General features: G+C 47.1%; 8 protein-coding genes. 4 read left to right on the top strand and 4 right to left on the bottom strand.

Translation table 11 applies throughout. The annotated features are described in order from the left end of the window. The first annotated feature begins 1 nt into the window (after position 1). Genes D9Y29_RS13145 through D9Y29_RS13130 form a run of 4 tightly spaced genes read left to right on the top strand, consistent with a single transcriptional unit; the run spans position 2 to position 7,222 of the window. Positions 2 to 3,424: a SusC/RagA family TonB-linked outer membrane protein gene (locus tag D9Y29_RS13145; protein WP_164735396.1), complete on the top strand. Its 3,423-nt coding sequence runs from the start codon at positions 2 to 4 to the stop codon at positions 3,422 to 3,424. A 43-nt stretch (positions 3,425 to 3,467) separates the two neighbouring features. Then, positions 3,468 to 4,943 (top strand): RagB/SusD family nutrient uptake outer membrane protein, encoded by a 1,476-nt coding sequence (locus D9Y29_RS13140; RefSeq protein ID WP_127128802.1) that lies wholly within the window; start codon positions 3,468 to 3,470, stop codon positions 4,941 to 4,943. Between the two features lie 21 nt (positions 4,944 to 4,964). Continuing rightward, the gene (locus D9Y29_RS13135; protein ID WP_127128800.1) at positions 4,965 to 5,990 is read left to right on the top strand and encodes a DUF4465 domain-containing protein; all 1,026 of its coding nucleotides are present in this window, start codon (positions 4,965 to 4,967) and stop codon (positions 5,988 to 5,990) included. 26 nt (positions 5,991 to 6,016) lie between these two features. After that, entirely contained in the window at positions 6,017 to 7,222 is a 1,206-nt protein-coding gene (locus D9Y29_RS13130) for a TlpA disulfide reductase family protein (RefSeq protein WP_127128798.1), read from the top strand. Positions 7,223 to 7,290: 68 nt separating this feature from the next. Here D9Y29_RS13130 and D9Y29_RS13125 read toward each other — a convergent pair whose 3' ends face one another. The 4 genes from D9Y29_RS13125 to cysI all read right to left on the bottom strand — a co-directional run bounded on the left by D9Y29_RS13125 (position 7,291) and on the right by cysI (position 14,511). Next, positions 7,291 to 8,040: a DUF2490 domain-containing protein gene (locus D9Y29_RS13125; RefSeq protein ID WP_127128796.1), complete on the bottom strand. Its 750-nt coding sequence runs from the start codon at positions 8,038 to 8,040 to the stop codon at positions 7,291 to 7,293. 28 nt (positions 8,041 to 8,068) lie between these two features. Next, positions 8,069 to 11,041, bottom strand: coding sequence for a TonB-dependent receptor (locus D9Y29_RS13120; RefSeq protein WP_127128794.1), 2,973 nt, complete (start codon positions 11,039 to 11,041; stop codon positions 8,069 to 8,071). A gap of 272 nt (positions 11,042 to 11,313) precedes the next feature. Further along, positions 11,314 to 12,828 carry a TSUP family transporter gene (locus D9Y29_RS13115; RefSeq protein WP_127128792.1) on the bottom strand — a complete coding sequence of 505 codons (1,515 nt, stop codon included), beginning with the start codon at positions 12,826 to 12,828 and terminating at the stop codon, positions 11,314 to 11,316. 9 nt (positions 12,829 to 12,837) lie between these two features. Continuing rightward, positions 12,838 to 14,511, bottom strand: coding sequence for an assimilatory sulfite reductase (NADPH) hemoprotein subunit (cysI, locus tag D9Y29_RS13110; RefSeq protein WP_127128790.1), 1,674 nt, complete (start codon positions 14,509 to 14,511; stop codon positions 12,838 to 12,840).

Raw genomic sequence — 14,511 nt, 5'->3', positions numbered from 1 at the left:
TATGAGATTGACCACTGTACTACTGCTGAGTACCTGCTTGTATGCACAGGCCACAGTGCATGCTCAGCGGGTGACCATTTCCCTGAAGAACTCCACACTGGAACAGGTCTTTAAAGAAATAACCAGGCAAACCAATTACCAATTCTTTTTCCGCGATGAATTCCTGCACAATATGAACAGGGTGAACGTTCAGGTAAAGGATGAAGATTTCAAAAATGTACTGGAATACTGTTTCAAAGACAAACCCCTTAGCTTTTCCATTGTCAATAATATTATTGTTGTACGAAGAGCCCAACCCGTTCATATTCCCAGGATCAGCCTGCATCTCCCCGGAAATGATGAAATCAATGAAGAAGTGCTGCCGGATATCAGGGGCTTTGTCAATGACGCAATAACCGGGAAGCCTCTTGAGGGCGCCACCGTTCAGGTGAAAGGAAGCCCCGTTTCAGTGATCACCAATTTCGAGGGAGAATTCACAATCAAAAATGTAGACAGTAAGGCAACGCTCATTGTTTCATACGTGGGATATGCAACTGCTGTGGTAGAGCTGAAAGGGAAGTTGAACGTAACTATCAACCTCAGCCCGGCAGTATCACAGATGAACGAAACCGTGGTGGTTGCCTATGGCAAATCCAAAATAAGGGATATCACCGGCAGCATCTCCAGCATAAGTACGCAGGACATTAAGAATGCTCCTATGGGCGCTTCGCTCCAAAGCCTTATCCAGGGCCGGTCTGCGGGTGTGAATGTTAATATACAATCAGCCTCCCCTTCCTCTCCCGTAAGCGTAGTGATCAGGGGAGCTTCTTCTATTTCCGGAAGCAACCAACCTCTGTGGGTCATTGATGGCGTTCCCGATTATTCACAAACATCTTCCGGCAATATTTCCAACACTCTCTTCAATCTCAACATCAACGACGTGCAAAGCATCGAGATCCTGAAAGACGCATCAGCAACAGCCCTGTATGGATCAAGAGCCGCCAACGGAGTTGTGATTGTAACTACCAAAAGAGGCGCAGAAGGCGCAAAACCTGCCATCCAGTTTACTACACGTTGGGGACTGCAGGTGCAGAACTTCAATGGATACAAATACATGGAAGCGGAAGAATACAAACGCTTTGCCGATCGAGCCGCCAGGATCGAGGCATTCGGAAGAGGCGCTTTTGATTACTTCACACGCCTCTACCTGGATGAACAGGCTTTCATGCAAACCAACTCCAGTGAGTTTGACAAGAACAGCTTCCAGATCCTGCCCGGCGCCTACTACGAAGGCAATACCAACTGGCAAAAAGAAATGACGCATAACCCCTGGAACAAACAATATGATCTGAGCCTGAGAGGCGGCGCCAAAAACCTCGCTTACTATGTTTCTCTCAATCATAAACAAGAAGAAGGCATCATAAAATCGGGCGATGCCAAAAGCTTTGGCGGACGCATCAACCTCGAAGCCAAATTGCGCAAAGGCATCAAGTTCGGCCTGAATATGAGTGGTAACTCAAGGCAGGTAGACGATAAGGACTATATGCTGGGTGTACTGAAAAAGATCCGGCCGGATATTCCACCCTATAATGAAGATGGTACAATATTCACCAGGGATGCTTATACGGAAAATCCATACACTACATTGAAGAATACAAGGTACACCAATTCACAGGCATTTATCGGGCAGCTTTTCCTGGAACTGGACCTGATGAAGAACCTCGTACTCAGAACCGCATACAGCACCCAGTTTGTAAAAGGAGAAAACCTCAACTATACCAGGAGAGGAAGTACTTTCAATTATGATGGCACCAGAACGCGTGACGACTCAAAGAATACAACCAATAGCTGGGAGAATACACTCACCTATGCAAAAAACTGGGGCAATCATGATATCACAGCTATGGCGGGTTTTTCCATGGAAAAATATTCCGCCAACAATTTCGGGATGACGGCCACCAATTTCCCGGACGATGATGTACTGAACAATTTCACATCAGGCGCTGTACGCGGGGCACTTACCGAAAACAAGAGCGGTAATGCACTTTTATCGCAATATGCGCGGGCACATTATAAATTTAAGGACAGGTATATTATTTCTGGGACCATCCGCCGCGATGGATCCAGCCGTTTTGGCCCGGATAAACGCTGGGGCACCTTCCCTTCAGCTGCCGTTGCGTGGATCATAACAGAAGAAGAATTCTTCAAAAAATCCAAACTCAGCAATTTCATTTCCTATATCAAACTGAGAGCATCCCGCGGTCTGGCAGGTTCACAGAACCTCGGTAATTACGACTGGAGAACAAATGTAGGTTCCAGCCGGTACAATGAAATCCCGGCAATCGCTCCCAGCTCAGTTGGCAACACAGAACTGCAATGGGAAGAAGCAGAACTTACTGATTTCGGGATCGACTTCGGCTTATGGGATGAAAGGATCCGTGGCACTTTTGGAGTATACCGGAAAGTCACCAATCACCTGATCTATTCCCAACCCCTGCCACCCAGCTCTTCCTTCGCCAGCATCAGCTCCAACGTAGGTTCCGTGAAAAACAACGGTGTTGAATTTGATGTAACGGCCGATGTGATCAAAAAGAAAAACTTCAACCTGCAGGTAGATGCAAATGCCTCCACCAATATCAACCGCATCATGAAAATAAACGGAGTGGTGAAAGAATTGCTATTTCCCAGCACCTACACTGTTTACATGAAAGCATTGGAAGGGCAAAGAACCGGTCAATGGTTTGGATACAAAACAGCCGGACGGCTTTTTGTTTCCCCTGAAGAAGTGATTGCACTAAAAGGAAGAAGCGCTACTGGCGGACAAACCAATTACCGCGCTAATTATGAGAATGCAGGCGATCTTATCTTCATTGATCAGGATGGCAATGGTGTGATCAATGCCGATGACCGTACTTATCTCGGAAGTGCAGACCCAAAATACTATGGCGGCTTCGGAGTTACTGCCAACTATAAGGCATTCCGCGTGAACCTTACCTTCACATACGCGTATGGACATAAGCGTTTATGGAAAATGCCGATGGATGATGTGGGTTATGTAGGCAACTACAATCACGCCAACAAGATTGCCGGTAAAAGCGCCACCTTGCTAAGCCCATATGATGCCATCATTCCGCGCATGACGCACTACGGTGATGGCGGCAACGGAACTTTTTCCGATTTCTGGTTGTATGATGCAAGCTATATTCGTTTGAATGCACTCAACCTGGTGTACAGAGTTCCATCCAATCTCTTCAGAAGTTGGGTAATCCAGGGCATCGATCTTTCTTTCCAGGCATCCAATCTCTTCACCATCACCAAATATCCCGGATTCGACCCACAGGGTAACTGGTCTTCCTCTGCCATCGGTACAGGAATGGGCGTAGACAATAGCACCTATCCGTCTGCCAGGAACTTCAACTTTGCTGTACTCTTCACTTTCAAATAGGCGCAGTTCAAAAACTGAAATTGAAATACCAAACTCACTACTAATGACAAAGACCATCTATCATATATTACTCGCCACGCTGGCCACAGGATCTGTGAGCTGTAATAAATTCCTCGACGAAAAACCATATTACGCACTCACAGATGACAATGCCATCACCAGTCTCAGCAAAGCCAGGGCTGCTATCGGTGGCGTATATGCGACCTTCCAGGGAGATAACTGGGCCGGCAGTACCTATATCGCACAGGCTTCTAAATCTGGATTCGTAAAATGGGTAGTTTCCGACTACGATATGGCCTATACGCAATTGAGCAGAACAAGCGCTGAGCCATGGACAAGCTTCTACAAAAGCCTGAATGCGGCCAATTTTGCTGTGAATGGCATCGATGCTCTCTCTTCTTCCATCATTTCGGACGACGAAAAGAAAATGCTCGTGGCAGAAGGCCGTTGCCTTCGCGCCTGGGTACATTCCAATATCCTCTGGAACTATTGCCACTGGTGGGCTGACGATGCAGATGAGTATGGACTCTTGTATAGAGATGAAGTGATTAACCTGAAAAACATTCAGAAGGCAAGGATCTCCGTGGGAGAATCTTACCAGAAAATATTTGAAGACCTGGATTTTGCTATCGCCAATTTACCAGCCTTCAAAAGCTCCAGGTACGTGTCTAAAGAATTTGCACAGGTATTGAAAGCAAAACTTTTACTGTACAGGGGTGGATATCGCAACAATGCTACGGAACTGAACCAGTCGCTTGCCCTGGTGAATGATGTGCTGCAGAATCATGCAGCCGCATTTACCATGGAAGCCGACCTGGCCGAAGTGTACAAACAATCATGGGATTCCAAAGAATGCCTGTTTGCACGCTACCTCGAAAATGATGGCACCAGAACTAATAAGGGTGGATATTATTATACCTACTACCTGTCTCAGATAGCGGGCACTACTCTTCCGCTTGCACCCAATGCCACACTCACGGCGGGTTTAAACTTTGGGCTCGACTGGTTCCTGCAAGATCCCCGCTGGCCTGTTGTAACAGGCCCTGTAAGAGCAGGAGAAACCTGGGATAATACCTACCGGCATACTTTTAAAAAAGTAGCGCGCTATGGCGCTATCGAAGGGAAAACAGTAAACGATGAGAAATATGCAGCCTACTATTTTCGCTTTCCTGAATTATATCTCATGAAAGCAGAATTGATTGCCCGTACCGGTGGCTCGGTAAATGATGCTCTGGCGCCATTGAATGAAATGCGTTCCAAAAGGACCAACCCGGTTCTACCTCCATTGAGCGCAGCCACCATGGATGATTTCATGAACCTCCTGTTCAGGGAGATCTTCACAGAGAACTTCATCGAGAACGGCAGTGAGTTCTTTGCATCGCTCAGGTTCAATAGCCAGGGCAAACGCTGGATTGAAGTGATCAAAGACAAAACGTTGGAGGAAAACAAGATCTGCTGGCCGATTCCGGATGCAGAAGCCACCAACAACAAATTAATGAAACAAAACCCAGACATGTAATCGCTTAAAATTCGAATTTCTATGCGTACAAAAATATTATACAGCAGTTTGTTCCTGGTAGCGCTTGCATTCACATCCTGCTCGGATGAAAAAAAAGAAATGCTATTGCCTTACCCGACTGATATCAATTTTGAAGAACTTGATCCGGGCAGGCTCACTTACAAGATCCCCGACGCGCCATTCACAGCAGGTGACGATAGATCTGGTAAGATCACTATCAATGTAAAAAAAGAATCAGACGGCAGCTTCAAAGGATTCGCCATTTCCACTAAAACCTGGAGGTCCTATCCCTGGAGCCTCAGTTATACCTTCGGCAATCCCGCACTGAGCGGACCTCAGCGGCAGGCAGCCATCGATTCAACTATCTTTTCAGTATATACTGCACCCGCCCCCACTCAAACCGGTACTTACCTGGTGGGTAATACCGATGGCGGCGAGGCCAGCATCTCCTGGGCACAACCCAAAGTAGTGGAACATATCCTTGCAGCCAATAACACTTACCAGTACCTGCTGGCAGCCAATGGCTCCATTTTCTCCGGCACCTTCAACGCAACAACTCAGGAATACAGTACCACCGGCTCCAAAGTGCGCAATCCGAATAATCCGAATACTGCTACAGGTATGTACGGTATATTCTTTTTGCCAGGGCCCAATAATACAATCGTGAAAAGATTATCCGGAGAAGAAGTGCTGGGTAAAAGAGCAGCAGGCCATGATGCAGCTGAAGCCGCCAGGGCAGCCAACAAAACAGAAGAGCAGGCAAAAGCAGACTCTGCCACCGCATATGCAGCTTATGCAAAAGCCAATATCAAATTAACTGTTACTGGCTTTGTTGATACTAAAATAACGGGCTCCGTTGATTTCTACCTGGCTGCCCAACCCAATGTAATTCCATCCAATCCTGCCTGGAATTTTGTGATGGACAACTGGAACAAAGTAACGCTGAGCGGACTGGGCGAAGTGAATAAACTGGTATTCACTGTAACCTCTTCCAATCCAGACATGCCATCTTACTTCTGTTTGGATGGTTTCAGATTCCGCAAATAATTAATAATCCACATAAAAAAATTCCCATGACCAGATACCTTTCGATTCCAATACTCGCTATCCTGATCTGCATTGCAGCATTCAGGACCTCAGCGCCATTGGTGATCAAAGCCCAAATTAACGGTACAACTGATGGCCAGAAAGTTTACCTGAAATACGCAGACGTATCCTCCGATATGATCGATAGCGCAGTGGTTACAAACGGGCAGTTCTCATTCAATACCAAACTAACATCGCCACGGTTCCTGTCAATCATCCTTCAGAACGAAAAAGAGCCCTATCGCAGCAAAGGACTCAACCTCATGGCATCTGAAGGCACAGTTCAGATCAGCGGAAACCTCGATGGACTGAAACAATCTTATGAATTGCGGGAAAGCGGGGCGCTTGCAGACGGCGTTACCATTTCCGGCTCTCCTCTTCATGATGCTTACCTGAAATACTATACACGTAAATGTGTATTCGATAAGGAAAGGGATTCACTATTCATGAAAGCTTATATTCCCTATCTCAATCCCGGCAAAGGAAAACAGAAAGGGCCGATGCAAACTGGTATCGACATTGTAAGCAAGATCGATAAAGTTTCCAACGAGCGAACTGCTTACATCATGCAGTATGTTGGAAAGAACAAACCTTCCGACCTGCTAGCCTTCATTGCTATGCAAGGGATAAATCAAAGCAATATCACCACCGCGGAGATCGACAAACTGGTTTCCCATTTTAAAGGATACTCTTCTGAAAGCCCCTTCTACAAAGGATTCCTGGATAAGGCCGCTATCACAAAAAAGACTGCCATCGGTTCCAGCCTCCTGGATTATACCTTACAGGATATAGATGGAAAAGACCGGAAGATCAGTGAATTTGCTGGCAAGGGAAAATATGTGCTGCTGGAATTCTGGGCATCCTGGTGCGGCCCATGCCGTGCGGACATCCCGCATATCAAAGAAGCGTATGAAGCATATCACCCCCAGGGATTTGATATAGTCAGTGTTTCACTTGATGAAAAACATGATGCGTGGATCAAAGCCATCAAAGAAGAACAACTGGAGAACAAATGGCCACAGCTGGTGGCAAAGGCTGCATTCAAAAGCGATATCGCAAAAGAATACAGGATCAACGGCATTCCCGCCTGTCTTTTATTCGATCCCAACGGAAAACTCGTTACCAGGAATATGCGCGGAAGCTGGATGGATATGATACTGATCAAACAGTACGGCAACCATTTTCCTCATTAAGCTTTGCAGTTTAACCATAAAAAAGAGAGGGCGTACTTGTGACGCCCTCTTCGCTTTTATGGAATGTCCTATTTCTTCCTCAGGTCCAGGTTGTGGAAATAAGCCACACGCGCAATATGATTGGTCCTGTAACTATTTCCCTCCGGCAATTGAATGAACTGGTTCAAATAACCAAATTGTACCTGATCGGATTTCGTTGTATGAAAAGCAAAGCCTGCAAAGAAACGGTTCTGATCAAAATAATTGTTTACGATCTGCTCTCCGAAGTTGATATGGATCTCATCATTCAATATCCAGGAGAATGTTCCGGGCTCATACGGCTTTGCACCGATTGGTCCCTGCAACAGGAAGCTGTACCTCGCCCTCCAGTTGAAATGATATCCATCGGCCAGTTTATCCGGGCTCTCTAATTTACGGCGATACCGCTGTTCCAATCTTGCATACTGCATCACGCGCAGGTTGCCACCATACTTAGTATGCCACTGGATCTGCTGCCAGGGACGATGTTCCGGAACATCGATCCTCTGATTCCCTCCGGTTGAAAAATGATGCACATAGCCATACCCCGCCGTGATCTTCGTATTGTCGTTCACGTAATAGGTCAGACCAACACGTGCAATGCCTGTAGAAAAATTGGAAAAGAAATCTTCTTTCGTTCTGAGCTGCGCTTCGGCCCAGAAACCCCATTTGTTGGAAAGCCGGGTCTGGTTCATGTAAGCAAGCCAGACCTGGTTATCCGAAATCTTGTTTTTCGTTTGAGCATTCAGGCTGGTAGTCAGTGCCATGACGAGCAGGGTCGTGATAGAAATTATTCGCATATAGTTCAAATTGAACCGCTAAAATAACTCAGTTCAGTATACCATCTACAGTTATCGCTGCATAAAATAATGCGCCGATAGTTGGGCCCGCTGCATATTGTATATAACGATTGTTCAAAATATTTGCGCCCCCTGCCTTGATAGTGGTTTTCAGCCCGGGCAATTTGAAGCTCACCTGCGCATCGATAGTGCTGTAGGCAGACACGCGGCCATTGGCCAGCGGGCTCTCCCAATAGAAAGCATCCTGCCATTTCCACACTACATTGAATCCAATATTCTTCACCACTTCACGATTGCCGAAACTCAGATTGGTCACCCATTTCGGAGTATTGAAACCCGTAATGAACACATCCGTTGTTTTGTTGGAAACGATATCGTTGAAATTCACATTACCACCGATGGTGAATTTCTTATACGCAATCCAGGTTACACCCAGTGATGAACCATAGTTACGATATTTGTTCTTTGCATTGGTGTAAACACGATAGCGCGTTTGCTTACTCCTGTTATCAGCCACCATATCTGTCACGCCAGCATCGGTATTGATCTTGCCACTGGTAGGTACAGCCACTTCCACCTGCCCGAGGAACCCATCATACTCATTAAGATAAGCATCGATATCGAGTATCAGCTTATTGCCTGCCAATACACTCTTGTAACCAGCTTCAAAAGAATTGATACGCTCTGGTCTTGTGGGGCTCAGGGCCGTTACTTCCAGCAATGCACGGTTCTTCAGCGCAGCCGCAGGATCAACTGTTTTGGGAGGAAGCGATGGATCGCGGTCCTTGTTATATGCAGCATTGAAGGCATTCACAGAGCTGAGTGTATAGGAGTTCTCCAGGTAACCCAGGCCATCATTGATATAGCTCAGCCCACCTACCCTTCTCACATTACCGTTATTCACGAACGACAATGCTTCAAACAATGCTGGGAAGCGAAAACCATTCTGGAAAGACGCACGGAAATTGTGTTTTTCGGAAAGCGTATACACCAACGCTATACGTGGATTGAATTTTGGATCGAATGCTGTGTTATGATCGAAACGAAGCGACACGAATGCTTTCAGTTTTTCATTGAAGAAGGTTTTTGTGGCCTGCACAAAGGCGCCGTATTTCTTATAATAAACATTCTTACCAAAATCATCCGATCCGGGTTTCACAGGTTGGTTGCGTTCAGTAAGCGGCCGGGAGAAATCAACGAAATTGTTCCCGTCCGGGATCACTTCATAAATGCGCGCATCAGCGCCTACAAGAAGGTTCACCAATTTGATCTTGTTGCTGAGGTCCCACTGCGCATCTGCATGATAAACCCGGCTTTCCTGTTTCAACCAGGCGCCACCGGTTGCAGGAGCCCCGGCAATTCCTGCATTCTGATGGTCCCAGTTATTGATCCGGATGATCTGGTTGAAAAGATCATTGTATGCCTGTGTGCCTGGCTCACCCCTGCCGGCATCAGCAACCTGACGGGCAACACGCATGGCGGAGGCCAGATCATTGGTGGCCAGTGCAGCCTGCAACGCTGTTTTGAATTTATCGCCCCAAACAGCATTTGATGATTGCGTCAATTGAAGGTTATCCGCCAGTGGCTTCAGGTTGTAAGAGTCGCCGGTATTTTCGAGGCTTACGTAAGTGCGCACGAAGTAGTTATTTCCTTTCAGTTCCAGTTTGTGATTTTGTACAATCACATTGTCCAGCTGGATCTTATTTCCGCGTTGGAACACGCCATCCATCTTGCCAAAACGGTAGCTGTAACTCAATTCAGCATTTTCGGTTATACGATAGTGTAATGCAGCATCGAATTTCAGGTTGTCAACTTCGGGCTTTACCAGGTCTTTTTCCCAGTAGCCTGTCCTGCGAAGAATGAAGGTACGCGGACTGCCATTGTAGGTCACCCCCTGGATGGTAACAGCATTGTTGTTCTCATCGCCATAACGGTTCCAGGCATCGTAAGCAGGATTATTGGATGAGGCGTTCAGTTCCCTGAATGCTGGATTGGCAGTATTGAGATTATTGGGATTTTGATCCGTGGCTGTACTGCTCACCCAGTCAGTTCCCCGCAGGTAGCTGGCATTGATCTTGAATGCGAACTTATTCTTCCAGGCATGCGCATATCGTATAGCCGATTCCGTTAGCAGGCTCAGGTCCCTGTCTTTCCCATCCACATGGTTCACACCCGTTTTATGATAGACGCTCAATCCCTGGTGGGTAAACGGGCTCCTGGTGATGAGGTTGGCCATTCCATTGATAGCGTTCATGCCATACAGCGCGGAAGCTGCGCCGGGTGTGATCTCCACGCTGGCAATATCCAGCTCGGTGGGGCCGATGGCGTTTCCCAGCGGAACACCCAGGGTGGCAGCCTGCATGTCTACGCCATCCACCAGTTGCATGAAACGGAAATTATTGGGAATATTGAAGCCGCGGGTATTGGGAACTTTGAAAGTAAGGCTGCTGGTAGTCATCTGAACACCTTTCACATTTTCGAGCGCATCATAAAAACTGGGTGCCGGTGTTTCGCGGATGGCACGGATATCCAGTTTTTCGATGGCCACGGGAGATTTCAAAATGCTCTCCGCTACACGTGAAGCGGTTATCACCACTTCATTGCCGAGTACCGTCTGTGTTACGAGCTCTATTTGCAGCTTGCTGCCGAGACTTTTCACTTCCAGTTCCTGCGGTTGAAAACCCACAGAACTTACCACTAATGTGAAAGGAAGCTTCTGTTTGGTGCGTAATATGAATGCACCGCTGTTATTGGTAATGGTGCCGTTGACGGAACCCTTGATCTGTATGCTTACATCGGGTATTGGTTCTTTCTTTTGCTGATCGATCACCTGACCGGAGATTTCGATGATGGTATTTTCCTGAGCATGCAGATTTGTAAATAGAAGTAAGCTGAAAACAAGCAGCAGTAAAACGTTCAGGCTTCTCCAGCCAGTTTGTTCCTGTCCACTCTTGTTGAAGGATAAAGCAAAAGTTCCGGAATGATTTGAATCCTTTCTCATAAATGTTGATTTGCCTGGTGTTGGTTGTTTGATTGCTTTATAGTCTACCAAATTAGTAGACTATTACGGTCTAAAAAAATCCCTGCTTTGTGCAGAGAAAAAAGATACAGATTTGCTCAGGGGGCGCCCAATCACTCGCCGGAGGCGAGCGATTTTTATTTTGTCGCCTCCGGCGACACGGTGTTCGCCGGAGGCGAACCAATATAAGTCACTGGCCGGAGGCGAGCGACTGGGCACACCCAGTATTCATAGCCACATGCTTCTCAGGCATGTTACAATATTTTCACTAAGATCCTCACGCTCCAGATGATCACAAGGCAGCCCAGTAAAATAAAAGCTGTCTTTCTCGGTAATCTACCCGCAAGCTTAGCCGCCAATGGCGCTGCAATCAGGCCGCCCACTACCAGGGCCAAAATGGTCTGCCAATGGCTCACTCCCAAAAATGTAAAAAAGGTGAAAGCGCTGGCGAGTGTCACAAAGAATTCTGTGAGGCTCACAGACCCGATCACAAAACGTGGACTGCGGCCCTTCGTGATCAGCGTTGTTGTTACAATTGGGCCCCATCCGCCTCCACCAAAGGAATCCAGGAAACCACCAGCCCCCGCTAACGCACCATATCTTTTGAATTTCTTCTGAGGCTTTGGTTTGCGGAAGGCATTCGTTAAAATACGAACACCCAGGAAAAGCGTGTAGGCCGCCATCACCGGACGGATATAATCGGCATATTTCTCTCCCATATAGATCAGTAACACTGCACCGAGAATAGCGCCGATCACCCCTGGTATCAACAATGCCTTGAATAATTTCTTATTTACATTTCCGAACTTATAATGACTATAACCGGAAGCCCCACTCGCAAACATTTCTGCTGTATGGATACTTCCTGAAATAGCAGCAGGGTTCACACCTGCAGAAAGAAGAATGGTGGCACTTGTTACGCCATAGCCCATACCCAGTGCGCCATCCACGAGCTGGGCCAGAAATCCGGCCAGCAACATGATGGGAAAATTCGGTTCCAGTGTTTTGTACAGGTCAACAGTTCCATCCAGGATGCCGCGCCAGGGAACATAGCTGAAAACAAAATGGCCGATCAGCATCAACGCGAATACCTGCAAAGACCTTGTGGCAATCTTCCTCCAATTACGGTCTTTCTCAGCCCCCTCTTCCACCAGCATCCTCGTGAGCTCATTCAATTTTTTCACTTTCTCTGCAAAATTTCCATTGAGCCTGCTGCGTACTGCGTTCAGGTTATTGAGCACATCATTGAGCTCCGAAGGCAATGCATGATTGAGTACTTCCTTTATTCGTTTAGCAGCAGTAGGTGATTTGCCATTGGTGGAGATCGCGATCTTCAACTGTCCTTTCTGTACAATCGATCCCAGGTAGAAATCACAAAGATCGGGTGTATCCGCCACGTTGATCAGCAGATTGTAAGAGCGTGATGCTTCATAGATATGCCTGCTGATATCCTTGTTGTTGATGGCAACAATCACCAGGTCTTTTGCTTCCAGGTCAGTAAGCTCAAAATTCCTTTCCTGCAAATCTACCCGCGGATGATCCGCAGCCAGCTTACGCACTCCTTCACCGATAGTGGGAGCCACAACAGTCACCATGGCATCGGGGGCATTTCCCAGCATCGCTGAAAGCTTCTCCAGTCCTACATTTCCAGCCCCCACCAACAATACGCGAAGCGATTCCAGTTTCAGGAAAACGGGAAAAAGATGATTGCTTTCAGTGGCTGAAGCCGTAGAAGGCAGTTGATCTTTCAATGAAGTTGATTCGCTCATGATACTATTTTAAACCCAATTATTCCTGATAGCAAAATCTCCGAATGTTTCTCCGCTATTTCTTTGCTGGCTGTATGTGCCCAACAGGCTATCCAGCTCACTCAGAATTGCCGGCTCATCCAGGTTTTCTTTATATTTTTTGTTTAGCCTGTAACCATACCTGTCTCCGCCGATATGCAGGTTGTACTGACCATAAGCTGTTCCGATCAATCCGATCTCGGCAGCATAGGGCCTTCCACAGCCATTGGGGCAACCGGTCATGCGAAGTGAGATCTCATCATCAGAAAGTCCGTGTTTCTCCAGTACGGGTTCCAGTTTGCTGATGAGAGTCGGAAGATAGCGCTGTGCCTCTGCTAACGCTAATGGACAGGTGTTAAATGCCACACAGGCGATGGCGCTTTTGCGCACAGCGCCAGCATTGTCTGTATGCGCGATCAGACCAAACCTGATGAGAATGTCTTCCACTTTTTTTCTATTCTCAGGAAGTATATCGCTGATGATCACGTTTTGATTACAGGTGAAGCGGAAATTAGCAACTCCGGATTTAGCCACTTCCAGTAAGGCTGTTTTGATAGCCAGTTTTTCATCATCCAGTACTCGACCGTTCTCGGTGAATACGGTATAATTCCATTTGCCTTCATGGTTCTGGTACCATCCGTAGTCATCGCGTCTTTGTGTGAACTCGTAGGGCTTTTCAGGTTCAAGTGCAAATCCGCAACGCTTTTCCAGTTCAGCTTTGAATTCGGGCACGCCTAATTTATCGATCGTGTATTTGAGGCGGGCCTGCTTGCGATCACTGCGATTGCCGAAATCGCGCTGGATGGTGATGATCTCGTATACTGCCTTGAGCGTATTCTCCTCTCCTGCCACAAAACCCAGTACAGTAGCCAGCCTGGCATATGTGTTGGGATTGCCGTGCGTAGTGCTGAGACCGCCGCCTGCCGCGATATTGAAACCAATAAGTTTCCCATTTTCCACTATTGCAATCAAACCGATATCATTGCTGAACACATCCACATCATTATACGGCGGGATGGCGATACCGATCTTGAATTTACGCGGCAGGTATCTGTCCTGGTACAATGGATCAGCTTCTTCCTCCTTGTTGAGGATTGGTTGTTCATCCAGCCATACTTCGTAATAAGCCCGGGTTTTCGGCAAAGCCAGTTTACTGATCTTGTCTGCGTAATGGAAGATTTCTTCGTGTAACTCAGATTGCCTCGGATGTGCATTGCAGACCACATTCCTGTTCACATCACCGCATGCAGCGATGGAATCCAGCTTCATCGTATTGAATGCTTTGATGGTAGGCTTCACATGCGATTTAAGGATACCATGCAGCTGCACGGTTTGCCTGGTGGTGATCTTGATCACACCGGTGGAGTGTTCTCCGGCAATATGGTGCATGGCTTCCCACTGCTCTCCGGTTAAAAATCCACCAGGAAGCCTGAGCCGGATCATATAGGAATAAAGCCATTCCAGCTTTTTGGCGGAACGCTCTTCACGGCGGTCTCTGTCGTCCTGCTGATACATTCCGTGAAATTTCACGAGGCTTTGATCATCTTCCCGCAATGCTCCGGTAGCGGAATCCTGCAAACTCTCTTTGAGTGTACCGCGAAGTGCATCACTTCTTTGTTTGATCCGTTCTACCGGCGATAAATTATTTTGGTTGCTTGTGCTCAT

This window comes from Pseudoflavitalea rhizosphaerae, from assembly GCF_003991355.1.
In the GTDB taxonomy this organism is placed as follows: domain Bacteria; phylum Bacteroidota; class Bacteroidia; order Chitinophagales; family Chitinophagaceae; genus Pseudobacter; species Pseudobacter rhizosphaerae.
The sequence above is the reverse complement of the archived record's forward strand: the minus strand, read 5'-3'. Positions and strand labels throughout refer to the sequence as shown.